The organism is Pirellulales bacterium (assembly GCA_035533075.1).
In the GTDB taxonomy this organism is placed as follows: domain Bacteria; phylum Planctomycetota; class Planctomycetia; order Pirellulales; family JAICIG01; genus DASSFG01.
This window is the reverse complement of sequence record DATLUO010000281.1, coordinates 1-25943: the sequence shown is the minus strand read 5'-3', so window position 1 is coordinate 25943 and position 25943 is coordinate 1. Positions and strand designations below refer to the sequence as shown.

17 protein-coding genes are annotated in these 25943 nt (G+C 65.2%); 9 read left to right on the top strand and 8 right to left on the bottom strand.

Translation table 11 applies throughout. The features are described 5' to 3' along the window. Window positions 1-197: 197 nt before the first annotated feature. The 3 genes from VNH11_34975 (at window position 198) to VNH11_34965 (ending at window position 10483) form a co-directional block, all read left to right on the top strand. Window positions 198-9098: a choice-of-anchor Q domain-containing protein gene (locus VNH11_34975; protein HVA51597.1), complete on the top strand. Its 8901-nt coding sequence runs from the start codon at window positions 198-200 to the stop codon at window positions 9096-9098. Between the two features lie 126 nt (window positions 9099-9224). Next, complete coding sequence (locus tag VNH11_34970) at window positions 9225-9878, top strand: PEP-CTERM sorting domain-containing protein (protein HVA51596.1); 654 nt, start codon at window positions 9225-9227, stop codon at window positions 9876-9878. 128 nt (window positions 9879-10006) lie between these two features. Further along, window positions 10007-10483, top strand: coding sequence for a DUF4214 domain-containing protein (locus VNH11_34965; protein HVA51595.1), 477 nt, complete (start codon window positions 10007-10009; stop codon window positions 10481-10483). A 465-nt stretch (window positions 10484-10948) separates the two neighbouring features. On the opposite strand, the gene VNH11_34960 is transcribed toward VNH11_34965, so the two are convergent. The 4 genes from VNH11_34960 to VNH11_34945 all read right to left on the bottom strand — a co-directional run bounded on the left by VNH11_34960 (window position 10949) and on the right by VNH11_34945 (window position 13559). After that, window positions 10949-11185, bottom strand: coding sequence for a hypothetical protein (locus VNH11_34960; GenBank protein HVA51594.1), 237 nt, complete (start codon window positions 11183-11185; stop codon window positions 10949-10951). Window positions 11186-11280: 95 nt separating this feature from the next. Beyond that, window positions 11281-11832, bottom strand: a complete 552-nt coding sequence (lspA, locus tag VNH11_34955; GenBank protein ID HVA51593.1) for a signal peptidase II — start codon at window positions 11830-11832, stop codon at window positions 11281-11283. Window positions 11833-11840: 8 nt separating this feature from the next. Then, window positions 11841-12212, bottom strand: coding sequence for a TraR/DksA family transcriptional regulator (locus VNH11_34950; protein HVA51592.1), 372 nt, complete (start codon window positions 12210-12212; stop codon window positions 11841-11843). 120 nt (window positions 12213-12332) lie between these two features. Then, window positions 12333-13559: a hypothetical protein gene (locus tag VNH11_34945; protein ID HVA51591.1), complete on the bottom strand. Its 1227-nt coding sequence runs from the start codon at window positions 13557-13559 to the stop codon at window positions 12333-12335. A gap of 85 nt (window positions 13560-13644) precedes the next feature. Here VNH11_34945 and VNH11_34940 point away from each other — a divergent pair, with 85 nt between their 5' ends. Further along, on the top strand, window positions 13645-14190 hold the full coding sequence (locus VNH11_34940) for an NUDIX hydrolase (GenBank protein ID HVA51590.1): 546 nt from the start codon (window positions 13645-13647) through the stop codon (window positions 14188-14190). Window positions 14191-14266: 76 nt separating this feature from the next. Next, the gene (locus tag VNH11_34935) at window positions 14267-15184 is read left to right on the top strand and encodes a response regulator (protein HVA51589.1); all 918 of its coding nucleotides are present in this window, start codon (window positions 14267-14269) and stop codon (window positions 15182-15184) included. 156 nt (window positions 15185-15340) lie between these two features. Here VNH11_34935 and tsaB read toward each other — a convergent pair whose 3' ends face one another. Then, the gene (gene tsaB, locus VNH11_34930) at window positions 15341-16033 is read right to left on the bottom strand and encodes a tRNA (adenosine(37)-N6)-threonylcarbamoyltransferase complex dimerization subunit type 1 TsaB (protein HVA51588.1); all 693 of its coding nucleotides are present in this window, start codon (window positions 16031-16033) and stop codon (window positions 15341-15343) included. Window positions 16034-16319: 286 nt separating this feature from the next. On the opposite strand from tsaB, the gene VNH11_34925 reads away from it, so the two are divergent. Next, complete coding sequence (locus VNH11_34925) at window positions 16320-17069, top strand: metallophosphoesterase family protein (GenBank protein ID HVA51587.1); 750 nt, start codon at window positions 16320-16322, stop codon at window positions 17067-17069. 121 nt (window positions 17070-17190) lie between these two features. Beyond that, window positions 17191-19530: a YidC/Oxa1 family insertase periplasmic-domain containing protein gene (locus VNH11_34920; GenBank protein ID HVA51586.1), complete on the top strand. Its 2340-nt coding sequence runs from the start codon at window positions 17191-17193 to the stop codon at window positions 19528-19530. A gap of 148 nt (window positions 19531-19678) precedes the next feature. On the opposite strand, the gene VNH11_34915 is transcribed toward VNH11_34920, so the two are convergent. Continuing rightward, window positions 19679-21100, bottom strand: a complete 1422-nt coding sequence (locus tag VNH11_34915; protein ID HVA51585.1) for a tyrosine-protein phosphatase — start codon at window positions 21098-21100, stop codon at window positions 19679-19681. 379 nt (window positions 21101-21479) lie between these two features. On the opposite strand from VNH11_34915, the gene VNH11_34910 reads away from it, so the two are divergent. Continuing rightward, on the top strand, window positions 21480-22700 hold the full coding sequence (locus VNH11_34910) for a DUF1186 domain-containing protein (protein ID HVA51584.1): 1221 nt from the start codon (window positions 21480-21482) through the stop codon (window positions 22698-22700). Window positions 22701-22716: 16 nt separating this feature from the next. Here the strand turns inward: VNH11_34910 and VNH11_34905 are convergent, their stop codons facing one another. Both VNH11_34905 and VNH11_34900 read right to left on the bottom strand, forming a co-directional pair. Beyond that, window positions 22717-23661 carry a ribose-phosphate pyrophosphokinase gene (locus VNH11_34905; protein HVA51583.1) on the bottom strand — a complete coding sequence of 315 codons (945 nt, stop codon included), beginning with the start codon at window positions 23659-23661 and terminating at the stop codon, window positions 22717-22719. A gap of 39 nt (window positions 23662-23700) precedes the next feature. Further along, on the bottom strand, window positions 23701-24456 hold the full coding sequence (locus VNH11_34900) for an NTP transferase domain-containing protein (GenBank protein HVA51582.1): 756 nt from the start codon (window positions 24454-24456) through the stop codon (window positions 23701-23703). Between the two features lie 150 nt (window positions 24457-24606). On the opposite strand from VNH11_34900, the gene glyA reads away from it, so the two are divergent. Then, entirely contained in the window at window positions 24607-25857 is a 1251-nt protein-coding gene (gene glyA, locus VNH11_34895) for a serine hydroxymethyltransferase (protein HVA51581.1), read from the top strand. Window positions 25858-25943: the final 86 nt, after the last annotated feature.

The following is a 25943-nucleotide window of genomic DNA, read 5'->3' as shown; positions in this document are numbered from 1 at the left end:
GCCGCGACGCTCCCACCCGCCCCTGCAACAGGACGCCTCACGACATGTGCGCACTTCGCTGGCTGCCCAACCTGCTCTCCCTCCCCGACCGCTCCTCCAAGCCGAAGGCCCGCCGCAAGACAGCGCGCCGCTCGCCGTTTTTGTTCTCGCCCGGAACCCTCGCTTCCGGCCCGCGGGGGCTCGAACGCCGCAAGTCCATGTCAATCGAGCCACTGGAACAGCGGCAGTTGCTCACCACGCTCGCGGTCACCAATCTCAACGACTCCAGCAGCTTCACGGCCGGCGACGGCTCGCTGCGCGGCGAAATCGCCGCCGCCGCCAGCGGCGACACGGTCCAATTCGCCGCGGGGCTGACGGGCACGATCGATCTGACCGACGGCCCGCTGGTGCTGAACCAAGACCTGAGCATCGTCGGTGCCGGAGGCGGCGTGACGGTCAGCGGCAAGGGCCAGAGCACCGTCTTCGAGGTCGACGCGGGCGCGACGGTCTCGATGGCCGGGTTGACCGTGAGCGGCGGCTTTTCTCCGAGCACCGATCTCTACAACGCCGGCGGCATTTACAACGCGGGCACGCTGACCTTGACCGATTGCACGCTCTCGAACAACCAAGGCGCGGTCAGCGCCCTCTACAACGATTCGGGCACGCTGACGCTGCTCAATTCCACCGTCGCCGACAACCTGGCGGAGGGCTCAGGCGCGATCTGGAACAACCTGGGCACGGTGGCCTTGACCAACTCCACCGTCGCCGACAACAACGATGCCGCGGGCACAAGTTCCGACGTGGGCATCTCCGCCAAGCACGGACTCTCGTTGACGCTCGCCAACACGATCGTGTTCGGCAACGGCACGGACATCGTTGGGCCGGTGACCGCCAATCACAGCCTGATCGGCAACACGGCGGGGGCCACGATCAGCGGGGCCAACAACCTGCTGAGCGTGAATCCCGACCTCGGGCCGCTGGCCGACAACGGCGGTCCCACGCAGACCCTGGCCCTCTTGGTCGGCAGCCCGGCCATCGACACCGGCAACAACGCCCTGGCCGTGGATGGCGCCGGCAACGCCCTGGCCACCGACCAGCGCGGCCCCGGCTACGCGCGCGTCGTCGGCCCCAACGTCGATATCGGCGCCTATGAGTTCAACCACACGGTGGTGGTTTCGACCACCAGCGACGAGAACGACGGCAACTACAGCTTCGGCCACCTGTCGCTGCGCGAGGCGGTCGAGCTGGCCGACGCCAACTCGACGGTCAACGGCATCACGTTCGACCCGACCGTGTTCGCCACGGCCCAGACCATCACGCTCACCGGCGGCCAAATGGAGCTGAGCGCGGCAAACGTCGCCATCACCGCGCCGACCGCGGGCCTGACCATCGACGCCAACAACAGCAGCCGCGTCTTTCAGATCGACGCCGGCGCCGCGGCCACACTCACGGGTCTGACCCTCGTCAACGGCACGACGGGCGGCGACGGCGGCGCCATCTTGAACGACGGCGGCACGCTGTCGCTCGCCAACTCGTCGCTCGAAAGCGCGGTCGCGTCCGGTAACGGCGGCGCGCTGGCCAACGAAAACGGCGGCGCCGCGACCATCTCCAACTCCCAAATCGAGCAGAACTCCGCCAGCGGCAACGGCGGTGGCATCTACAACGACGCGACTTCGACGCTGACGGTGAGCGGCGGCACCTTCGCCGTCAACGTCAACGGCGGCGGCCAAGGCGCCGGAATCGATAGCGCCGGCGCCACCACTCTGCTGAATTCGGTGGTCGACGACGGCCTCCAAGTCGCCGGCGGTTCGCTCGGCGCCGTCAACACCACGATCGCCACGCTCAACGCCTTCAACATGGTGATCGACGGGACGGGCATCGAGCTCTCCGCCGGTTCGTTGAAGCTGACCGACAGCACGGTCAACGCGGGTGGCACGGGCATCAATATCTCGGCCGGTTCGGCAATTCTGACCAACAGCACCGTCGCCGCGGCCGGCACGGGCGTCTACCTTTCGGGCGGCTCGGCCACGCTGACCGACAGCACGGTGGCCAAGGGCGGCACGGGCATTGACAACAGCGGCGGCACGGTGGCCCTGGCCAACACGATCGTGGGCCAGAACTCGTCCGACGTCATCGGTCAGGTGACGGCCAATTACAGCCTGATCGGCGACACCGCGGGTGCCACCATCGGCGGGGCCAACAACGTGCTGAACGTGAATCCCGACCTTGGGCCGCTGGCCAACAACGGCGGACCCACGCAGACCTTCGCCTTCGCCGCGGCCAGCCCCGCCATCGGCGCCGGTTCGGTCCCACTGGCCGTCGACCCCAATGGCAACCCGTTGACCACCGACCAGCGCGGCGCGCCCTACGCCCGTGTGAGCGGCGGCCAGGTCGATATCGGCGCCTTCGAGCACTACAACGTCCACGCGGTCGTCTCCACCATCGCCGACGAAAACGACGGCAATTACAGTTCCGGCCACCTCTCGCTGCGCGAGGCCATCCAGCTCGTCGACCAGAACGTCGGCGGCTTCAACAACACGATCACCTTCGACACGACCGTGTTTGCCACGCCGCAAACGATCGACCTGACGCAGGGCACGCCACTGCTGACCGCCGAGGCGACGATCACCGCGCCCGCCGCGGGAGTGACCATCGACAGCAGCCAAGGCCGCGATTTGCAAATCGGCACTCCGTCCAACGGCCGGCCCAGCACCGTCACGCTCGACGGCCTGACGATTTCGGGCGGCGGAATCGTGAACTACGCCACGTTGATCGTCAGCGGCTGCACTCTGACGGACAACACCAACGGCAACGTGGGCGGGGCCATTCTCAACGCCAGCTTCAATGGCGCTGGCGGCACGCTGACCGTGAGCGATAGCAGCTTCAGCGGCAACTCGGCCCTGGGCGGCGGGGCGATCGAAAACTCCGAATCCGCCTCGCTGACCGTGAGCGGCGGCAGCTTCACCGGCAACTCCGCCTCCGGCGCCGGCGCAGGCGGCGGCGCGATCGAGAACGCGGGCAGTCCGCTGAGCGTGGCCGACAGCACCTTCACCGGCAACTCCGCCGTCAACGTGGGCGGCGCCATCTCGACGTATGGCGGAACGGTGTCGGGCTCCACCTTCGACAATAACTCCGCCGGCGGCGAAGGCGGGGGCATCGTCAACTACGCCACACTGTCGCTGAGCGGCAGCACCTTCTCCGGCAACTCGGCAAACCTGGGCGGCGGCATCGCCTTCGAAGGAACCACCACGGTGTCGGCCTGCACTTTCGACGGCAACACTGCCGCCAGTTACGGTGGCGGGGTCTACAACCACGCCTCGGCCACTCTGACCGGCGGCACCCTCTCCGACAACCACGGGGGCACCGGGGGCGCGATCGATAACATGGGCAACCTGACGCTGACCCAGGTGACATTGACCGGCAACTCCGCCGCGGTCGGCGGGGCGATCGACAGCGTGGGCCACGCGACCGTCGACCACAGCACGCTGACGAGCAATCGGGCATCCTCCGAGGGGGGCGCGGTTGACGTTGAAATCGGCGGCGTCGTCGCGGTCAGCGACTCCACGCTGTCGGGGAACTCCGCCGCGGAGGGCGGCGCTCTGTTCAACTACTTCGGCGCCACGTTGACGGTGACGGGCTCGACGATCGCCGACAACACCGCTTCGGCTGTCGGGGGCGGCATCGCCAACTCGTCACCCGCGTATTTGTTCGGCGGCACGCTGACCGTGACCAACTCGACCCTGTACGGCAACTCGGCCACCTCTCAGGGCGGCGGCATCTACAGCCAGGGCAGCTCTGAACTTTCGCCTTCCTCTTACGTGGGCGTGGCGATGGTGACCAATTGCACGCTCACGGCCAACCAGGCCGGCGCCGGCGGCGGACTCTATTTCAACAGCCTGACTTACGGCTCGCTGACCTTGAACAACACCATCGTGGCCGGCAACCTGCAAACCAGCGGCGCCACCAGCACCGCCAACGACCTCGCCGGCGACACGATCGCCGCGAACGACAGCCTGATCGGCACCACCGCCGGCGCCACGATTGCCGGGGCCAACAACCTGTTGAACGTGAACCCCGACCTCGGCCCGTTGGCCGATAACGGCGGTCCCACCCAGACCGCGGCCCTGCTGATTGGCAGCCCGGCCGTCAACGCCGGCTCCAACGCCTTGGCCGTCGACGCCAACGGCAACGCCCTGACCACCGACCAGCGCGGCATGACGCGGATTTTGGGCGGCACGGTCGATATCGGCGCTTATGAAGTCGTGCCCGTGATCGCCGCCGGCCAGACCTTCACGGCCACCGAAGCCGCCGCCACCGGCCTCGTGACGGTGGCCACGTTCAGCGACGCCGATCCCATGGTCGTGGCCGGCGACTTCATCGCCAGCATCGCCTGGGGCGACGGCCAATCGTCGGCCGGCACGATTTCGGGCAGCCAGGCCGCCGGGTTCACCGTCTCCGGCGGCCACACCTACGCGGAAGATGGCACGTACACCGCGAGCGTCACGATCAGCGATGCGAACACCTCGGCCACGGCCGCGGGCGCGGCGACGGTCAGCGACCCGGCGGTGAACGCCACGCCGTCGCCGACCGCGGCCGTCGCGGGCTTCGCGGCCAGCGTCAACGTGGCCACCTTCACCGATCCGGCCGGAGCGGAAGCGACGGCCGATTACAGCGCCACGATCGTCTGGGGCGACGGCCACACCTCGGCCGGCACGATCAGCGGCCCGGACGGCAATGGCGTCTTTACCGTCAGCGGAACGAACACCTACGCCGACGTGGGCAGCTTCACGGCAACGGTGACGATCGCGGACGATACCGCGCCGACGGTGGCCGTCTCGCCGACGGTAACCGTCACCGCACCGATCACCCTGATGGTCACCAATCTCAACGACTCCAGCGGCTTCACCGCCGGCGACGGCTCGCTGCGCGGCGAGATCGCCGCGGCCGTCAGCGGCGACGAGATCGAGTTCGCCGCCGGACTGACGGGAGTCATCACGCTGGCCGACGGTCCGCTCGTGCTGAGTCAAAGCATCAACATCGTCTACTCAGGCTCCGGACTCACGGTCAGCGGCAACAACACCAGCCAGGTCTTCGTGATCGACGCGGCGGCAACGGCCACGCTCTCCGGCCTGGCCATCGAAAACGGCAACGCCGCCGGCAATGGCGGCGGCATCGACAACAGCGGCGCCTTGACGCTCGACCAATGCACCGTCATCAACAACGTGGCCAATGGAGGAGGTGGAGGAGTTTACAACACGGGCGCGCTGACGATCAGCGGCTCCAATCTCGGCAGCGTCTCCACCAATTACGGCAACGTATTTCCCGGCACCGACGCCAACGTCAGCGGCGGCGACGGCGGCAGCCTCGACAACGTCGGCGGCGTCGTGACGGCGGCCAACACGACCTTCGATTCCAATTTCATCGGCGGAAACGGCGGCGGCATCGCCAACGAGAACGGCGGCACGGTGACACTGACGGGCTGCGATCTCTCCTACGAACAGAGCGACGGCAACGGCAACGGCGGCGGCCTCTACAATGCCAGCGGCGGCGTCGTCGCGCTGACCAACTGCAGAGTATACTTCGAGCAGGAAGGCATCTACAACGCCGGCACGGCGACCATCACCGATATGGTCCTGGCCTCCAGCGTCACGAACCTCGGCAGCTTGACGCTGACAAACTCGACCACGCAAGACGGCATCGACAACGGGCCGGCCGCGACAGCCACACTGCTCAACTCGTTCCTCGACACCGCCGCTTCCACCGGTTTCAGCGGGACTCTTGCCGGCAGCGCCCTGTCCGTCTCCGGCGGCAATGTGACGCTCGCCAACTGCACGATCTCCGAGGCCCTCGACGGCGTCACCGTCAGCGGCGGTTCGGTCACGCTGACCAACGTCACTGTGACGGGTTGCGGCGCCGGCATCGACAACACCGGCGGCACGGTGAGCTTGGCGAACACGCTCGTGGCCGGCAACGCCACCGACGTCGGCGGCGCCGCGACGGCCAATTACAGCCTGATCGGCAACACGGCCGGCGCCACGATCGGCGGGGCCGACAACGTGCTCAACCAAAATCCCAAGCTGGCGCCTTATCCGAGTCTCAACGGCGGCGGACCCACGGAGACGTTCGCCTTGCTGCCCGGCAGCCCGGCCATCGACGCCGGTTCCACCGCCCTGGCGGTGGACCCCGCCGGCAACCCCCTGATGTACGATCAGCGGGGCGCCCCCTTCGCGCGCGTCGCCGGCACAAGCGTCGACATCGGCGCCTTCGAGTATCAAGACCTGCACCTGGTGGTCTCCACCACCTCCGACGAGAACGACGGCAACTACAGCTTCGGCCACCTCTCTTTGCGCGAGGCGCTCGAGCTGATCGACGTGAACACGGCCGGCTTCGACAACACCATCACCTTCGATCCGACTGTGTTCGCCACGCACCAGACCATCACCCTGACCGGCGGCGCCCTGCAAGCCACCGACGATGTGACGATCACCGCGCCGGCCGCGGGGGTGACCGTGGCCGGCGACAACCAGGGCCGCGTGTTCGACGTCAGATCCAACTCTCCCAGCGGCGTCCAAAGCAGCACGGTCTCGCTGTCGGGCCTGACGATCACCGGCGGCGGCATCAGCAGCAACGGCAGCCTGGCGCTGACCGATTGCACGCTCTCCGGCAACACGGGCGCCTACGCGGGTGGCGCCCTTGAGAACACCGGCGGCACGCTCACGGTCACCGGCTGCACGTTCTCGGGCAACTCGGCAACCTACACGGGCGGCGCCATCGAGAACAACACGGGCGTGCTGACGATCACAGGCTGCACGATCACGGGCAATGCTTCGGGCCCCTACGGCGGCGGCATCTCGAACGACGCGGGCACGCTGAACGTGTCGGGCTCGACCATCGACGACAACTCCGCCCCAGACGGCTACGACGGCGGCGGCATCTACAACGCCGCCGTGGCGACGGTGACCGGCTGCACCTTGTCGGGCAACACCGCGAGTCACGGCGGCGCCATTGCGAATGACTCCGGCGGCAGGTCGCTGACTTTGGTCGACTGCGCCTTTTCCGACAACGTCGCGGGTTACGGCGGCGCCATCTACACGGACGTGGAGTCGAACACGACTTTGGACGACTGCGTCCTGACCGGCAATCAGGCCTCTGGCCGCGGCGGCGCCCTCGACGACTCCGGTGGCGTCGTCACGGTTAACAACAGCACCTTTACAGCGAACTCCTCCCGTTATGGCGGCGCCATCGAAGCCGAGTTTCTCTGCACGCTCATCGTGGATGGCTGCACTATCAACGGCAACACCGCCACGGAGGACGGCGGCGGCATCGCCAACGGGACCACCTACGATCCCGAGTCGGGCGGCTTCGTGACGGCGATCAACTCGACCCTTTACGGCAACACGGCCGGCAACGACGGCGGAGGCGTGTTCAGCGCGCCGTACACGTTCACGCTCATCAATTGCACGGTCACCGCCAACACCGCCAATACCGCCAACACAGCCTCGGCCGGCGGTGGAGGCGCCTACTTCGAAAGTCTCGGCTATGGCAGCGCGGACCAGGTGGAGTTCAACGTGAACAACACCGTCGTGGCCGGCAACTTCCAAGGCGGCGGCGCCGCTGTCGCCAACGACCTCGCCGGCGACGCCTTCACGGCCAACTACAGCCTGATCGGCACGACCGCGGGCGCCACGATCGCCGGCGCCAACAACGTGCTGAACGTGAACCCCGAGATCGGCCCGCTGGCCAACAACGGCGGCCCCACCGAGACGGTGGCCCTGCTGGCCGGCAGCCCGGCCATCAACGCCGGCTCCAACGCCCTGGCCGTCGACGCCAACGGCAACGCACTGACCACCGACCAGCGCGGCTTGCCACGGATTGAGGGCGGCACCGTCGATATCGGCGCTTATGAAGTCGTGCCCGTGACCGCCGCCGGCCAGGCTTTCACGGCCGCCGAAGGGGCCGCCACCGGCCTCGTGACCGTGGTCACCTTCACCGACGCCGATCTCCTGGTCGCGGCCGGCGACTTCACCGCCAGCATCGCCTGGGGCGACGGCCAGTCGTCGGCCGGCACGATTTCGGGCAGCCAGGCCGCCGGGTTCACCGTCTCCGGCGGCCACACCTACGCCGAGGAAGGGACGTTCACCTCGAGCGTCACGATCAGCAATGCCAATACGTCGGCCACCATCGCCGGCACGGCCACCGTCAGCGATCCGAGCGTCCGCGCCGCGGCGGTGGCCATTTCGGCGACGGCCGGCGCGCCGGCCACGGTCAATGTGGCCACCTTCACCGATCCGGCCGGTGCGGAAGCGACGACCGATTACACCGCCACGATCAACTGGGGCGACGGCCAAAACTCGGCCGGCACGATCAGCGTGGCAAACGGCGTGTTCACCGTCAGCGGCACAAACACTTACGCCGAGCCGGGCACCTACACGGCCAGCGTCACGATCACGCACGACACCTCGCCGGCCGTGGCCGTATCGCCCACGGCCACGGTCACGAGCGGAAGCGTGTCGCCCGCCGTCACCTCGTTCGTCGTCGAAAAGGGACTGGAGGAACGCTCGTACATTCGCTATCTCGACCTGACGTTCAATGAGCCGGTTTCCAATCTGACGCTCGACGCGGCCCACGTGACGCTGGAACACTTCGGCCTGGACGGCAAGACGTTCCTGGGCGACATCGACCTGACGAACAAGATCGCGCTGGTCGACCACGTGATGGCCATCGACTTCGGTGCGGGAGGGATTGGCGGTGATGAAAACCTGCCGGCCCTTTTGGCCTATTGGCCGAAGCTGATTCTCGACGACGGCTATTACAAGCTGCTCATCAACCCCGACGGCACCGGCCAGCATGACATCGAGGAGGACTTTTATCGCCTCTTTGGCGACGTGATCGGCAACCCGACCGGCGGCGCCACGACGACGGGCTCGACGGTCAGCGGCAATCCAATCGGCGAGGTCACCGCGGCCGACGTGGCGGCCATCAGCTCCGCGGTGGGCGAGACGGGTCCGCTATTGAACGACGACATCAACGGCGCCGGCGCGGTGACGCCCAACGACCGGCTCTTGGCCGCCAAGTCGGTGGGCCGCACGCTGGCGGCCGGCCTGCACATTGATGATTGAGTCATTTGCTTGACTGTTGCGTCGCCGCGAATGACAATGTGAGCGGCTGTAACAGCTCGATAACCGATAACGCGCGGGGCGCTGACAACTGAGAGGTGTGAGATGCGTTTACGATCGTGGTTTTGTTTGTGCGCCGTCTTTCTCGCCTGCGCGGCCCACGCGCAAGCCGCGATCATCGTCACCGTCGGCAGCTCGCTGGTAACGCCGGGCGGTCCGGTGGATTATCTTCCCGTCTATATCAATACCGACAGCGGCACAGTGGACCTGGCCGCGACAAGCTTCGAGTTTCAAATCACCACGAACGGATCGACGGCGGTGCAATTCGTCAATTCTCCGGCCCCGTCGGTCGACCCCACCTTCAATAATTTGAATTACGTCTTCTTCGGCGCGAGCGGCGACAAAGCTTTTGCCAACCCATTGGGCACTGCGAGCACGACCACCACATTTGCTGGCGGCGACGAAGCGAATAATACGAACTTCTTCGTGCCGTTGAGTACCACGCCGGAACTTCTGGCGATGCTGCCCGTCACCACCCTGACGAACTCCGCGCCGCCTCTGGGCGACACCTTCAGCGTCAGCCTCGTACCTTACAACAGCGTTAGCAATCCGAGCACTTTCTTCACCGACATCAACGCGGACTCAATTTCGATCTCCGCAGGTAGCTTCAATCCCACCCCGGTGACGGTCACGCCCGAGCCATCGACCTTCACGTTGACGGCGCTCGGGCTCGTGGCGCTGGCCGGCGCTGCTCGACGGCGCCGCAAGGCAGGCCGCGTGTAGCATGCGCAAGACGGGCCGGCCGGGCCATCGTCGCCACCGCGGCCGGGCCTCCACCGGTGCGTTGAGCACGGCCGGATTCTCAGCGGCGCGGGCTCGCGCCGCCCACGCGCCCTTGTTATCCCCGCCGCTTGGCGTTACGCAACGCCGGCAGCGTGGCCGAGGCGATCGCGCACAGCGACGAATACTACGCCAATTTCGTGATCCGGCCCGACTTCTTGAAGCTGCTCGGCCGGCCGGCCCAAGACTCCGAGGTTCAATCGTTGGCCGCTCAAATGGACGCCGGTCTCACCGATCAGGGTGTGGAGGCCGAAATCGTGGCCACCGACGAATTCTTCGCGAAGGCCGGCGGCACCAACCTCGACTGGATCGACGCCGTTTACAAGCGGGTTCTGGGCCGCACGCCCGACGCCGGCGGCGAAGGTTATTGGAGCCGGCAGTTAGCCAACGGGCAATCGCGCCTTCGGGTAGCGCAAGAGATCACGGCCAGTCAAGAAAACGATTCGCTGCTGGTGAACGACGACTATTTCCATTACCTGGGCCGCGCCGCCGACCCCAGCGGCCTGGAATTACTGGCTGGGGCAGTTCGCCGACGGCAAGAGAAATGAAGACATTATCGCCGGGTTCACCGGCTCCGACGAATACTTCACGCAGCACACGAGCTAAGAGCCCGGCTCAGCGACCCGACGCCCCAGCCAATCGCCTCCAGGTTTCAGTTACGGCAATACCTTACCTCCATCACCCAATCGCCAAAGGTGCAACGATGAAGCGAACGATCTGCTGCCACTGAATTCAATACCGGGGGCGTTCCGGACACATTCAGCTTTTCCATCCTCGACGCCAACACCTTCGTGCCCGTCGCCACTACGGACCCGTCTGGCTTCGATTCGGTACTGTTTGCGAACATCGACTCGTCAACCCCGACGCTCTCGCAGTACACCCTATCCGGCCCTTCCGTCGTCCCCGAGCCGTCGACGTTATCGCTCATGGCGGGCGGCCTTGCGGTGCTGGCTGCCGCTGGACGTTGGCGGCGCAAAGTGTCTTACAACGGTAACGCCTAAGTGCGGCTGCACTCAGGCCGCGGCCGGCGTGGCTGCGCTCGGCACGGGTGGGGCGTCGACGACGAGCGGACCGGCGGCGATGGGGAATAGAGCCGTTTGTGCGATCACCCGTTGCTGCCCCGAACCCTCCTCGCGGCAGACCCAATAGCCCGCCGGCACGACCGCTTCCGCCAGCACTTGAACAAAGCCCGTTTTGAATCCCGATTGCACTTTCAGCCGTTGACCAGGTTCGATGGAATGCGTCGACATCCGCAGCGCCTCTTACAAGGATGAATTGGTAACAAGCACTAGAATATCGGCGGCGCCGTCGCGGATCTGAAGGAATTGTCGATGCGCGCGGAGCGCTACGCGCCCTCGACGCTGCGCGCCGCGGCGTCGGCCTTGGGCTGCGAGCGGAAGGCGTGCCACATCAAAATCGCCGCGCCGCAGACGAGAAAGCTGTCGGCCAGATTGAAGTTCGGCCACGTCCAGTTCTGGTACTTGAACAAGATCCAGTCGCGCACGGCGTAGACCCGCTGGTCCGGCCGGCCGGGCACGGCCCACAGACCAAGCCGGTCGTACAGATTGCCCAGAATGCCGGCCATGATCGCGCCCAGAGCCAGCGTCAGCCGCCAATCGACCGCGGCCCCCACCACGAACAACCAATAGACGATGCCGACCGCCGCGGCCAGCGACAGCAGGGCAAACAGCCACACCATGCCCTGCCCCATGCCGAACAGCGCGCCTTGGTTGAGGCTGGTTTGCAACCCAAAAAAAGGGCGCCAGATCCACAGCGTGCGGCCGCCCGGCGCCCCCAGCAACGCAAACACCCAGGCCTTCGAGGCCAGGTCGGCGGCGCAGCCGGCGGCCGCGATGGCAAGGAACGCCCAATACCGGTTACCAGGAACCACCTTCATGGCAGGCGTTACCCGCGTTCGACTTGCCCCGCGCACTTCACGCAGTGCGGCGCGTGGGGCAGCGCGTTCAGCCGGGCTTTGGGAATTTTCGATCCGCACTCGTCGCAATCGCCGTAGGTGCCGTCTTCGATCCGCTCCAATGCCAGCTCGATCAGGTCGAGAGTGCCCCCCTCGTTTTCCAACAGGCTGAGCGTGAACTCTTGCTCGAAATTGTCGCTGCCCAGGTCCGCCATGTGAATCGGCATACTGGAGATTTCGCTCCCACCATCCATGCGGTTCTTACGCAGGGCGGCATCGGCCATCTGGTTGACATCGCCGCGCAGACGCGCGCGCAACGCCAGGAGCCGCTCTTTGTACACCTTCATCTCTGCCTTCTTCATTGACGCTGTCTCCCACAGGGCGAGAAATACGGACCACAGTGACGTAAAAGTTCACAGAATCTCGATTCTATGTCGGCCGTATCCCGACGTCAAACGGTTCAAGTGTCAGCAGTGTCAGCACTACGCGGCCTGAGTCCGGGCGTCGCTCCCGCCATAATGGTGCTCGACGACTTTCTCGGCGTGAAACAAGAGCCATTCGGGCCGCGTGTAAACGGCGTGGCCCGCCAGGTGTTCCGACAACGGCCCGAAGGAAGTGCCATAATCGACCAACAGCGTCGTGCCGCAGTCGGGAACGCGCGCGCCGGTTTGCAGCCGGTCGGCCAGGTCGTGCGGGCCGTAACTGGGCGCCAAGAGCCTGCCCAGCCGGCGATTGGCCAACCACGACCGCCAGGCGAGCGGCGACGGCGGCGCGTCGGTTCCCGCAATACCCACTTGCTGTAAGTAATCGCCGCCCGCGGCCTGCTCGAAATCCTGCGGCCGGGCCGGAAACGCGGCCAGGTGCCCCGCCCGCCCGCCACTCGGCCGATGGTGAATGAAGTGCAGCAGCCGGTCGTCGTCGCGGAGCCGCCAACCGTAGCGCACCGGCGTGCCGAACGTCACGTAGTCGCACGGCCGCTGCTGAAGGCGGTGCCGTGTACGCGTGAGGAGTTGCCGCACTCGCTGCCAGACGGGGATATCGACCAGCCCGGCCATCGGCCAGCGGTAATAGACCGACGCAGCCGCGAAGAACTGCTCGACGACCGCCGGTTCAGCCGACAGAAGCTGACTCATCATGGCGAACACGTTGCCGGCATGCCCGTGCCCCCAAAACATGACGCGTTGGCCGCCCGACAGCTCCAACGACGCCAGCTCGTCGAGCAGCCGCACCGCGGCGTCTGCCCGCCCAAGGTGGTGGTTTTCGCTCGACCAGGAGACCAATCGCACGGGCGTGCGACCGCCCGTCGCCGCTTCGAACACCTCCGCGTAGCGTGGCGTATAGTTCCCGGCGTCGCGGACGTCGGCATCGACGATCTGCGACGCAATGCGGGAGATCATTCTCCGACCGGCAAGGTAATGGCGCGCCAGCGACGATAGGATGCTCAGCGAATCGAGCGCGGCGAAGGAACCATGCACCAGGTAGATTGCGCCCACCCGCGACGCGGCCAGAATGTCGCCGACCGCCCGCATTCGGCGTCGAAACTCCGCCGGTCCGCCGGCCGGCGATGCGGCGGCCCGCAAATAATGGCAGGGCACACACGGTGCCTCGGCAGTGTACGATTGATGGGAGAAGGGGCTGGCGTTTCCGGCGAACTGGTTTGTGTCGGTCGAGCCGGGGTTCTGCGCGGATTGGGTGGCAGAGAGGTGCATGCGGACTCCTTTCCGACAAAAAACATCGGCGCGCAGACCGGCCGCGCGTGAGGATTTTACGGCTAGGTAAAGTAGAACGAGGTTTATGAGCCAACCATCGAACACTGAGAACAGTCGTGTGATTCTGGCGGAAGGAAAGCACCTGCGGCTGGTCCGCGAGGGGCATTGGGAATATGCCGAGCGGACGAAAGCCACGAGTGCGGTGGTGATCGTGGCCGTCACTGACGACCGGCGGCTGCTGTTGGCGGAGCAGTATCGAATCCCCGTCGGCAAACGGGTGATCGAGCTGCCGGCCGGACTGGTGGGCGACATCGAGGGTCAGCAGACTGACGATCTGGAAACGGCCGCGCGGCGCGAGCTGCTGGAGGAAACCGGCTATGAAGCGGAAAGCGTCCACGTGATGGCGATGGGTCCGCCCACGTCGGGGCTGGCGACTGAGTTGGTGGCCATGGTGGTGGCAAGGGGGCTGAAACAGGTTGCCGCCGGGGGCGGGGTTGAATCGGAACAGATCGAGGTGCATGCCATTGGGCTCGATCGCGTGGCGAAGTGGCTCCAGGAGCAAGCGAGCCGCGACGTGCTGATCGACCCGAAGGTCTACGCCGGGCTCTATTTTGCGGAACATGAAGCCTGAACCCTTCAAAAAACTTGACTCCCGGCCACGTCAGCGGTCTATTGACGTGAAACCATTTTTTTAAAGAGGCGCGCGGATGCCTTCTGTTCTTGTCGTCGACGATTCGCCCGTCGATCGCCGTTTGGCCAGCCTGCTGTTGAGCCAGGGAACGACGCTCAGCGTCGAGACCGCCGAAAACGGCGTGGCCGCGTTGGAGTACCTCAAGCGGCGCGAGCCGGACATCGTCGTCACCGACTTGCAGATGCCCGAATTGGACGGGCTCGGGCTGATCCGCCGGGTGCGGATGCACCATCCGCGCGTGCCCGTCGTGCTGATGACGGCCTTCGGCAGCGAAGATTTGGCCGTCGAAGCCCTGGAAGCGGGCGCGGCGAGTTATGTGCCCAAATCGGTCCTGCCGGAAAAGCTGGTCGACACGGTCGAGCAGGTGCTGGCGGTGTCGCGGGCCGACCACAACCTCGACCGGCTGGCGCAGTGTCTGGCCTGGACCGAGTTTGCCCTGAACTTGGAGAACGACGCGGAACTGATCGACCCGTTGGTGGACGTGGTGCAACGGCTGGTCGATAAGGTGCAGCTTTGCGACACTACCGGTCGAGTGCGGATCGGCATCGCCCTGGAAGAAGCGTTGCTCAACGCGCTCTATCGCGGCAACCTGGAGCTGAGCTTCGAGCAGATGCAGGAAGACCGCGCCAACCTGTTGCAAGGCCTGAGCATGGGGGTGGCCGAACAGCGTCGGGGCCAGGCTCCCTACTGCGAACGAAAGATTTTCGTCAAAGTACACATTTCGCCCGAAGAATTGCGGTTGCTGGTCCGCGACGAAGGCCCCGGCTTCGACGTCATGCCGGTGGCCGATTCCGACGATCCGGCCCCCTTGGCGCGTGAAGGCGGTCGCGGCCTGGTGCTGATGCGGATGTTCATGGACGAGGTGACGTACAACGATCTCGGCAACGAGGTGCTGATGATCAAGCGGAAAGAGCCGGTGGCGGCCGGCGCGTAGCGCGGGGCCAGCGAGGTTGCCCCGCCTTACGCTTCGCCGGAACAAAAACCCTTTAAGCAAAATGCCGTCAACCCATGCAATAGCCCAAGTTTTCACCGGCCCAGGAAGAGCGTGGCCAATCTCTGCCCCAGCCAGCGCCGTTTCGACGGCCATCTGTCAATCGCCGCCTTGGCGAGCGGCCTTCTCTTCGGCGGCGCTGGCCCGCAGATAAAGGGGCGCCAGCCGCCAGAGGTCGTCGCGCTGCCCGGCGGCGTGCTTCGCGGCCGCCAGCCGGCCAACCATGTTCGCCTGGGGAAACCAGAGTTCTCCGGCGGCAACAGCCACGTCAGCCGGCAATCGCGGCAACAGCTTTTCCAGCGCCGGCCCGGTTGCCAGCGTGCCAGCCGACAAGCCGGCGATCCATTCGTCAGCGCGGCGAATGCTCACCGGGACGACGATTTCGAGACCCAACGGCGCGCGGCGGCGAAACGTCGCCGTGTAGACGTCGCCGCGCTGGGCGTCGATGGCCGCGGCAATCAGCTCGCCGTGGCCCGCCGTCGTGGCCTGGGCCGCGATGACCTCCAGCGTGTTGACGGCCAAGACCTCCGCGCCGACGGCGTAGGCGAACGTTTTGGCAGTCGTCACGCCGACACGCAGCCCCGTGAACGAGCCGGGGCCGATGGCAACGGCCACCAAATCCACGTCGGCCGGCCTCCAGGCGACCTGCTCGATGAGCCGCTTGATAGCCGGTGCCAGCACTCTTGCGCTGCGCTGAGCGGGCTCTAGCCGCACCTCGGCCAAGACGTTGCCGTCGTCAAAAACGGCCACGCTGCCGCTGGTTCCGCTGGTTTCGAGGGCCAAAATGTGCAAAATTGTCCTGCCGTGGAATAGACTCGCGTGCCGCCGGCATATAATCGTAAGGTGGGGGCGGCGAGCTTGCGAGCGCCGGCCCACGATTTAAGGCGTCAGGTTTCAGGCGTCAGGCGTCAGACAAACAACCTGATGCCTGATGCCTGACGCCGCGGGAACCAGCGGGCCGATGGCTTGACCGCCGTGGGTCGCTAACTTAGACTGCGCGTTGGGTTTGTGGCGATTTTTTGGCGGCCGGGGCGCGCTCGTGGCGCGCCAGTTCTTCTAACCAATAAGGTCGACGGGCGTGAAGCGTGCCTTGATCAGCGATATCCACAGCAATCTCGAGGGACTCGAGGCCGTGCTGGCCGATATCGAGTCGCAGGGGATTACTGAAATCTACTGCCTGGGCGACATTATCGGCTACGGGCCGAATCCCTGCGAGTGCATCGACCGGGTGATGACGATGAATGTCTGCATCCTGGGCAATCACGATCAGGGCGCCTTGTTCGACCCCGAAGGCTTCAACTCCGGCGCGGAACGGGCCATCTTTTGGACCCGCGACCAACTGGAGATCGGGCCGGGCAAGCCGGCTGAGAACGCCGTCCGCTGGGATTTTCTGGGCGAGCTGCCCCGCAACCGGCGCGAAAACGGCTTTCTGTTCGTCCACGGCTCGGCCCGCAATCCCTTGAACGAATACGTCTTTCCTGAAGACATCTATAATCAACGAAAAATGGAAAAACTGTTTTCGCTGATCGAACAGCACTGTTTTCAGGGACACACCCACGTGCCGGGCGTGTTCACGCAAAGCTGCTCGTTTTTCAGCCCGGAGGAGATGGGCTATCAATATCGTCTGACGACGGAAAAGACGATGATCAACGTGGGGTCCGTGGGGCAGCCGCGCGACGGCGACCCGCGCGCCTGCTACGTGGTGCTCGAAGACGATCTGGTCAAGTTCCGCCGCATCGAGTATCCGTTCGAAAAGACGATCGAGAAAATCTACGCCACGCCGGAACTGGACAATTTTTTGGGCGACCGGCTCCGCGAGGGCCGTTGACCAAACGCCGTCCGCAGTGGAAGATTCGGCACAAGAACGGCCCGAGTCCGACGAACAGCATGGGGCGAGGAAGCGTCGTGGCTCGCTCTGGCGCACGGACTGGATTCAGAAATGAGAGCGGATGCTTAAGCGATACATCCTATTTTTCGCGCTGTCGGCCCTGGTGATCGTCTGCAATTTCGCCGCGCTGTGGTGGATGCAGAAGAATCGACCCCCCGCGCCGCCGAAAAAGCCGGCGCAAGTCGCGGCCAAAGAAGCGGTCAAGAAGGCCGAAAAGACGCCCCAAGCCGGACAGGAAAAGGCCGAAGCGGACAAGCAAAAGGCCGAAGCGGACAAGCAAAAGGCCGAAGCGCAAAAGCATGAGCGGCAGGCCGAAAAAGATGGCCCCGCCCCGGCCGAACCCGCGCGCAAGGAACCGGAGCTGGTGTTCGCGACGCTCGGCTCGGCGGACCCCGACGATCCCTATCGCATGCTAGCGACGATCACCAGCCGTGGCGCGGCCGTCCAACGCATCGAGCTGAACAGTCCCCGCTTTCACGACCTGGAAGACCGCAGCGGCTACATCGGGCATCTCGAAGGAGCCAGGCCGCCGGACAAGGCCGGGTATCTCGTCCGCGTGGTGGGCGACGCAACGCCGGCGGCAAGGGCCGGGCTGAAGCCGGGCGACGTCGTCACGGCGGTGGATGACGATACCGTCATTGCCGTCAGGCAATTCGGCGATCTTTTGCAGCGGCACAAGCCGGGCGATTCGGTGACGCTCACCGTCGATCGCGCGGGCAAAAAGAAAACGTTGAACGCCAAGCTTGCCCGGCGCCCCTTGGAGGTGGTCAAGCCCGAAGGGTCCGATCCGCTTTCCTTCCTGCTGACCCTGAACCAGATCGGCGACAAGACGTTGGCGGCCGGCGACGAAGAGTTGCCCGGCCTGCGCCTGCGGACCTCCAACTGGACCGTGCTTCCGCGCGACCCCGCGAAGCCCGACGAGGTGTCGTTCGAGTATCTGCTCGACAAGGAGCAATTGCGGGTCGTCAAGACCTACAGCATCGCTCGACTGACGCCGGAGCAGCAAGACGACCTGCACGCGCCGGCCTATCATCTGAATCTGCGCGTGGAAGTCGAGAACCTCGGCCAAAAGGGCAAGAAGGTGGCCTACCGGCTCGACGGCCCCACCGGGCTGCCCATCGAGGGCTGGTGGTACTCGCTCAACACGAAAATCGGGCAGTCCGGATCACCGGGCATACGCGACCTGGCGATCGGCCGCATTCTCAACAAACGCTTTCAGTACGATCAGGTCAATGCGGTCCGCTTCGCCGAAGACGAGCTACCCAAACCGTACACGGAAGTCGACCTGGTCTACGCCGGCGTCGATGCTCAATACGTCGCCGCGATGTTGATTCCGAAGGTGCCGGGCGACGCGTCGGTGAGATTCAAGGAATTGCTGCCGTTGCGGGTCGGCCGAGTGCCCGCCGACAAATACAAGAAGAAGCTGGTCGACGTTTCCTGCCGCCTGATCAGCGACGTGGCCACGCTGGAACCGGAGAAACCGCTGGCTCAGGAGTTCCAGATCTTCGCCGGACCGAAGCGCCCGGATCTCTTGGATCAGTATGTGCGGCCCTATGGCTTGGGCGACTTGGTTTACTACGGCTGGTTTGGCTGGGTCTCCAGGCCGATGCTGGCCATCCTGCACTTTTTTTATGGGGTTGTCGGCAACTATGGCCTGGCCATCATCATGTTGACGGTGCTGGTCCGCTCCGGCATGTTTCCGCTCAGCCGCAAGCAGGCGCTCAACGCGGCCAAGATGCAGGAGCTGCAGCCGGAACTGAAAAAGCTGGCCGACAAATACAAGAACCCCGAAGAGCGGATGCGCGCCCAACGCGAGTTCTTTCGCAAGCACGACTATCATCCGCTCAGCGGCTGCTTGCCGGCGCTGGTGCAGTTGCCGATTTTCCTGGGTTTGTACCGCTCGTTGGCCGTCGACATCGAGTTGCGGCAGGCGCCGCTGATCAGCGAGTCGGTCCGCTGGTGTTCGAACCTCGGCGCCCCCGACATGCTCTGGTATTGGAAGCCGTACCTGCCGATCGACATGCTCACCGACGAGGCCGCCGGCTGGCTCGGTCCCTATCTGAACGTTTTGCCGCTGCTGACGATCGCGCTGTTCATCGTGCAGCAAAAGATGTTCTTGCCGCCGCCCACCGACGAGCAGGCGGCCATGCAGCAGAAGATGATGCAATGGATGATGATCTTCATGGGCGTGATGTTCTTCAAGGTGGCCAGCGGCCTGTGCCTGTACTTCATCGCTTCGAGCCTCTGGGGCATCGCCGAGCGCAAGCTGCTGCCCAAACCGGCCCCGCAGAGCGGCGGCACCGCGGGAGGTGAATCTGCCGCCCGCCTCAGTTCGCCGCCCGGCTCGAACGGCAGCGGAAAGACCTCCTCGCGCAAGTCCAAGCAGAGGTATCGTAAGTAGAAGGTCTTTGGTCTTGGGTTTTTGGTCTTGGCCAGTAGGCGTAAGGTGGGGCAAGCGAGCTTGCGAGCGCCGGCCCACCGTGAAAGACGTCGCTTACGGTGGGCCGGCGCTCGCAAGCTCGCTGGTCCCACCTTACATCTGAAAAGCCTCAAAGTTTTGCCCGGCTGAGATCCTCGCGCGGTGCGGGGTCGCCGGGCAAGACCTCGGTCTGGCCCGAGGCAGGCACAAGCGGCCGAAGCTCGGTCTCCGCCGGATGCGATGCCAGCCACGCACGCGCCGCCACGCGGCCGTTGTTCCAGGCGTCGATGCCCCAGCCCGGCACGATGTCGGGAAAATTCTCGTCGACGATCGCCGAGAGCCGGGCCACCGCCGTATCGCAATAGCGATACTGCCGCGCACCGTCGCGAAGGTGCCCTGCCTCGTTCTCCAGCAGCGGCACCAGAAAGGCGATGCGGTTGGGTGTGTAGCGGTTCGTCACGCCGTCGACCAAGGCGTCGAAGCGTTCGGGCGACGCTTGCTGAAACGCCGCATCGCTCAATGCCGCTCGCAGCCGCCGCTGCTGGTCTTGGCCGCCGAAATCGGCCAGCAAGGCGGCCGCCATCGACCAGTTCGCTCTGCCCGCATCGAGGCTTTCGACGCTGGCCGCCGCCTTGGCCGCCACGACAGGCACCAGCGGGTCGTCGGGCTGGTCGATCAACCGCTGGGTTAGCGGAATGGCGAAGTGCCCGTCGTGCTGGATGTAGTTTGACAACTGCTCGTCGACTTCCGGCAGACTGCCGGCTTCGTAGGGTGGGACCAGCGAGCTTGCGAGCGCCGGCCCACCATCATGCACGTGGCTATCGGTGGTCCGGCGCTCGCAAGCTCGCTGGTCCCACCCTGCATCGGCATGCTGTGCGGCCTTGCTCCTCAACGCCTCGCGAAGGGCGCGCAACCGCCGCACAAGTTCCTCGTAATCGGCGCACGGACCGGCCACAAGCGCCGAGCAGAAGCTCGCCAGTGAGTTCCATTCAGCGGCATCGGGGTGCGGCCGCGGCAGATAGGTGCGGAGGTTGTGTTCTTGCAGCCGGATCGCTCCGCCGAACTTGAACGAGTACATTTCGGCCAAGGCCCGATCGGCCGGCCAGCGATCGTATTCCAGTCGAAACAGGGCCGAGAGCGTGCCCGTGCGGTGACGCCCGCCTTGGCAGTGAACGGCCACGGGCCAATTATCGGGATCGTCCATGAGCCGGAAGAACTGCTCGAACTGCCAGGGCGTGAGCCACGGCCAGCTTTTTTCGACGCCCATCGGCCACTGCACCGGCCGGGCACCAAGCTGCTCGACGTATTCCGACTCGCGGCAGCCATCGGTCGGGCCAAAGCTCACCAGCCCCCGGCGCAGCCGAAAGTCGTAAAGCTGCACGCTGAGCACCGTCTTCACGCCCACATCGTTGACCAGATAGCGAAAGCCGAGCTCCGAAGGCTGCGCGACGCGATAGAAAACGCCCTTGCGGACCTCCTGGAAGCGCTTCGCGTGGTGGTGCCAGAAGGCCCACCATCCGGCATACGCGGCCGCGACGGCAAGGGCCAGCAAGCAGGCGCGCCGGATAAAGCGCCTGCGAGGCGAGCGCGCGGCGGCGGCCGGTGGAGATGTTGTGGAGATGTCCGTCTGGACCGTCGTCATTCAAACAGCCGCCGCCTGCGGGGCGTCCGGGGTTCAGGGTACAGGGCAGCACGGCCTTTTTGGCACAGGGAAGCAGTAAGGTGGGGCCAGCGAGCTTGCGAGCGCCGGCCCACCGTTGGCAACGTCCATTACGGTGGGCCGGGATTCTAGCGAGAATCGGCCATTCGGGCACAGGCCAGTTCTACGGGAGGCTGGGAAAGGGGTGCAGGACGAGCAATCTTGCCAAACGCCGGTATCATTAGGGCATTAGTGGTGTATCCTACTTCGACAACGAGATGGAGGGACGACGATGCCGGATCTCATCGAACAAGCGGGGCAATTAAAGGCCGTGATCCGCGATGCGTCGCTGCCGAACTACGAACGTTTGACTCGGGTCGTCGAGGCGTTTTCGGAACTGCTGCGTGCTGATCTCGACGAAGGCGCTGAGGAGTTGTCAGCAGGCCTGACCCGCGTTCGGGAGAAGCTTGCTCGGTACTCGCCGCCGCACGAAGGCGACGATCAAAGCTTCAGCGAGGCTGATCTGCGACGCCTGCTCGATCTGGCCGACGAAGCGGCGTCGTTGGCCGCGCAGGCGGGGTCGTTACACATCTTGGCTGAGCTCGACGCGGGCGTTCATCGGTTGCCGGAGGAGGCGATTCGCCAGGCCCGCAAGCACCGCGATTTGATGATTCCCGGACTCATCGAGGTCATCCGAAGCGCGGTCGCCCTGGCCCGCGCCGGCGAGCCGCCCAAAGGCAACGCCCACTTCTTCGCCCTCTTCCTGCTGCTTGAGTTCAAGGTGGCGGAAGCGCTTCCGGTTATGGTCGAGGCGTTTTCGCTGCCCGGTGACTTGCCTTTCGACTTGTTCGGTGAGGCCGTACATTCCGCGCTCCCGCGGGCGCTGGTCCTGTTCTCGGGCGAGCGGCCGGAAGCGATCGACGCGCTGATTGGCGACCGAGCATTGAATGAGTACGTCCGCTGGGCCGCCGCCAACGCCTACCTACACCTGGTGCGCGACGGCCGCATGGAGCGCGACGAGGCCGTCCGGCGATTGCAGCAGCTTCTGCGGCGGGCAATCGACGAAAACGATCACAAGATTGCCGGCGGCCTCATTTCTGAATTGGCGGATTTCGCTCCGCGGGAAGCGATGGAAGACATTCGCGAAGCCTACCGGCGCGGCGTTGCCGATCCCAGCATCATCAGTTTGCCGTACATCGAGCAAAGCCTGGCGGAGGGCGAGGCGCAGATTCGCGGCTCTCTCGACGAGTGCCCGCCAACGCCGATCGAGGACACCATCGAGGAGCTGCGACATTGGGCCAGTTTTCAAGAGAAACCCAGGCCATCGCCCGCCGAGAGGCGGGTTCCCTTGTTGGCTGGTCTCCCCACGTCGCCGGCACCGTCCGTCACCGCGCTTCGCGAACCCATGGCGGCCAGGCCGCTGCCCGCTCGGGCGCCACGGGTCGGACGCAACGATCCTTGCCCATGTGGCAGCGGCAAAAAATTCAAGAAGTGTTGTGGTGCCCGTACGTGACGGCGCACGACCGCGATCAAACAAAAAGCTTGCTCACCGATTCGTTCCGGTGGATGCGCTTGATCGCCTCGCCCAAGAGATGGGCCACGGTCAGCACTTGGATTTTGGGGAGCTTTTTTTCGGGCGAAAGGGGGATCGTGTCGGTGATCACCATGCTCTTGATCGGCGCCTTTTCGATGTTCTCGATCGCCTTGCCGCAGAGCACGCCGTGCGTGGCGGCCACGTGAACTTCGCGGGCGCCCGCCTCATGCACCTTCTTGGCGGCGCCGCAGATCGAGCTGCCGGTGCTGATCATGTCGTCGAACATCAGCGCGATTTTGCCCTCGACCGAGGCGCCGATGATGTACTCTTGCCGCGTCTTCTCGGCGCTCGACCGCCGCTTGTCGACGATCGCCAGCCGCGTGCCCAGCCGCTTGGCGTGGCCCAGCGCCCGCTTGGTGCTCCCTTCGTCGGGGCTGACCACCACCAACTCGTCCTCAGAAAACTTCATGCGGGCGAAATGGTCGTTGAGCACCGGCGAGGCGTAAAGGTGGTCGACCGGCACGTCGAAAAAACCCTGGATTTGAGCGGCGTGCAGGTCCATCGCCAGCACGCGGTCGGCCCCGGCCCGCGTAATCAGGTTCGCCACCAGCTTGGCGGTGATCGGCACGCGGCCCTCGTCTTTGCGGTCTTGCCGGGCATAGCCGTAATACGGCACGACGGCCGTGATCCGCTCGGCGCTGGCCCGCATGCAGCTCTCGATCATGATCAGCAGCTCCATCAGGTTTTCGTTGACCGGCGGACACGTGGGCTGCACCAGAAACACGTCGCGGCCGCGCACGTCCTCGTCGACTTTGCACGAAATTTCGCCGTCGGGAAAATTGCCGATCGAAACGGCGCCGACCGGCAAGCCGAGATATTCGCAAATGCGCGTGGTCAGCTCGCGGTTTGCCCGGCCGCTGAAAATCTTCAAGTCGTTCATGGGTTCCTAACGTAGGTCATGCGGATTACCAAGCAGCAGTCAAAAACCGGCCCGGTGCCGGCCGCTGCGCACGACCGCTTCGACGGCCGCCAGTTCTTCGCGGGTGTTGATGCTGAGGGCCTCGATCGGCTTGAGCACCGGCAACGCCCGCACCGTTCTGCCCGCCGCCTTCAATACGCCGGGGCAGTCGGTCAAATAGTATTCTGATTGACGGTTGGCCGGACGGATATGGTCGAGTGCAAAAAGCAGGTCGGGGCCGGCGAAAACGTAGCAGCTCATATTGACTTCGCCGATCCGCCGCTCGTCGTCGCTGGCGTCTTTTTCTTCCACGATCCGCTCAAACTCGCCCCGCGCGTCACGGACAATCCGCCCCAGACCGTGCGGGTCTTCCTTGTGCGCGGTGCCCAGCAAGCAGGCCGGCCGGTCGCGGTCGAAGTCTTCAAGCAGCCGCCGCAGCGAGTCGGGCTGGGCCAACGGCGAGTCGCCCGTCACGATCAGCGCGGCACCCTCATGTCCGGCGAGGGCCTCGCGGCAGACCATCACGGCATGGCCCGTGCCGAGCTGCTCCGTCTGCTCGACGAATTCGACCTGGGGCCGGTCCGCCAGGGCCCGCCGCACGAGATCGGCCCGATAGCCGACCACGACCAGCACGCGATCGACAGCGGTCTCGGCCAGAGCATCGAGCACGTAGTCGATCATCGGGCGTCCGCAGACCTCGATCAGCACCTTGGGGAGATCGGACTTCATCCGGGTCCCTTTTCCGGCCGCCAAGATTACGGCAACACGTTTACTCATCGGCCACGATTGATGTTTTTGGGAATGCGCACCGCGACGAGGCTCCATCTTGCCATGAATGGGGCGCCGGTTCCAGGGGATGGGGCCATCGACTACGATTGATTGGCCTACTGGCCACGGGCCGCACGCCTCCGTTATAGTAAGGCGATCATGAACTTCATCGAGCAAGAAGACCCGGACGTTTGGGCCGCCATCGCCGGCGAGATCGACCGCCAGCAGGACGGCCTGGAAATGATCGCCAGCGAGAACTACGTCAGCCCGGCCGTGATGCAGGCCGTGGGCAGCGTGCTGACGAACAAGTACGCCGAGGGCTATCCCGGCCGGCGCTATTACGGCGGCTGCGAATGCGTCGATCGCGTCGAAGAGCTGGCCCGCGACCGGGCCAAGGCCCTGTTCGGCGCCGAACACGTCAACGTGCAGCCCCATTCCGGCAGCCAAGCCAATCAGGCGGTGTACATCACCGCCTTGGAACCTGGCGACACCGTGCTGGGACTCGACCTGGCCCACGGCGGCCATCTGACGCACGGCATGAAGCTGAACCTGTCGGGCAAGCTGTACCACTTCATCAGCTACGGCGTGACGCGCGACACGAACCTGATCGACTTCGACCAGGTCGCCTCGCTGGCCCGCGAGCACAAGCCGAAGATGATCGTGGCCGGGGCAAGTGCCTATCCGCGCGAGATTCCGCACGACCGCTTCGCCGAGATCGCCGAAGATTGCGGGGCCAAGCTGTTCGTCGACATGGCCCACTATGCCGGACTGGTGGCGGCGGGACTGCACCATAACCCCGTGCCGGTCGCCGACTTTGTCACGACCACCACACACAAGACGCTGCGCGGTCCGCGGGCCGGCATGACGATGTGCCGCGGCGATTATGCCAAAGACATCGACCGCAGCGTTTTCCCCGGCCTGCAAGGCGGGCCGTTGATGCACGTCATCGCGGGCAAGGCGGTTTGCTTCGCCGAGGCCCTGCGGCCCGATTTCAAAGAGTACGCGCGGCGCATCATCGACAACGCCAAAGCCCTGGCCCAGCGGCTGGTGGCCGGCGGACTGAAACTCGCCAGCGGCGGCACCGACAACCACTTGATGCTGGCCGACGTGACCACCATCGGCCTGACCGGCAAGCAGGCCGAAGAGGCGCTCGGCCGTTGCGGCATCACCGTCAACAAGAACATGATTCCTTACGACCAGCGCAAGCCGCTCGATCCCTCCGGCATTCGCATCGGCACGCCGGCGCTCACCACGCGCGGCATGGGACCCGACGAGATGACGCGCATCGGCGGCTGGATCATGGAGGTGTTGCGCTCGGCCGACGACGCCGGCCTGGCGCGGCGCGTGCGCGGCGAGGTGCGCGAGCTGTGCGAATCGTTTCCCGTGCCCGCCGCGGCCTTGGGGGCGTGATCGGGGCAAAAGAAGAGCGTAGGGTGGGACCAGCGAGCTTGCGAGCGCCGGCCCACCGATAGCGCCGTCAGGTTTCAGGCGTCAGG

What these genes read in the sequence shown, in the direction of transcription:
- VNH11_34960 (HVA51594.1), bottom strand. Translation starts at nt 11,185, where the DNA reads ATGTCGACGCATTCCATCGAACCTGGTCAACGGCTGAAAGTGCAATCG.
- lspA (HVA51593.1), bottom strand. Translation starts at nt 11,832, where the DNA reads ATGAAGGTGGTTCCTGGTAACCGGTATTGGGCGTTCCTTGCCATCGCG.
- VNH11_34935 (HVA51589.1), top strand. Translation starts at nt 14,267, where the DNA reads ATGCCTTCTGTTCTTGTCGTCGACGATTCGCCCGTCGATCGCCGTTTG.
- VNH11_34905 (HVA51583.1), bottom strand. Translation starts at nt 23,661, where the DNA reads ATGAACGACTTGAAGATTTTCAGCGGCCGGGCAAACCGCGAGCTGACC.
- glyA (HVA51581.1), top strand. Translation starts at nt 24,607, where the DNA reads ATGAACTTCATCGAGCAAGAAGACCCGGACGTTTGGGCCGCCATCGCC.
- VNH11_34945 (HVA51591.1), bottom strand. Translation starts at nt 13,559, where the DNA reads ATGCACCTCTCTGCCACCCAATCCGCGCAGAACCCCGGCTCGACCGAC.
- VNH11_34940 (HVA51590.1), top strand. Translation starts at nt 13,645, where the DNA reads ATGAGCCAACCATCGAACACTGAGAACAGTCGTGTGATTCTGGCGGAA.
- VNH11_34975 (HVA51597.1), top strand. Translation starts at nt 198, where the DNA reads ATGTCAATCGAGCCACTGGAACAGCGGCAGTTGCTCACCACGCTCGCG.
- VNH11_34920 (HVA51586.1), top strand. Translation starts at nt 17,191, where the DNA reads ATGCTTAAGCGATACATCCTATTTTTCGCGCTGTCGGCCCTGGTGATC.
- VNH11_34950 (HVA51592.1), bottom strand. Translation starts at nt 12,212, where the DNA reads ATGAAGAAGGCAGAGATGAAGGTGTACAAAGAGCGGCTCCTGGCGTTG.
- VNH11_34900 (HVA51582.1), bottom strand. Translation starts at nt 24,456, where the DNA reads ATGAGTAAACGTGTTGCCGTAATCTTGGCGGCCGGAAAAGGGACCCGG.
- VNH11_34910 (HVA51584.1), top strand. Translation starts at nt 21,480, where the DNA reads ATGCCGGATCTCATCGAACAAGCGGGGCAATTAAAGGCCGTGATCCGC.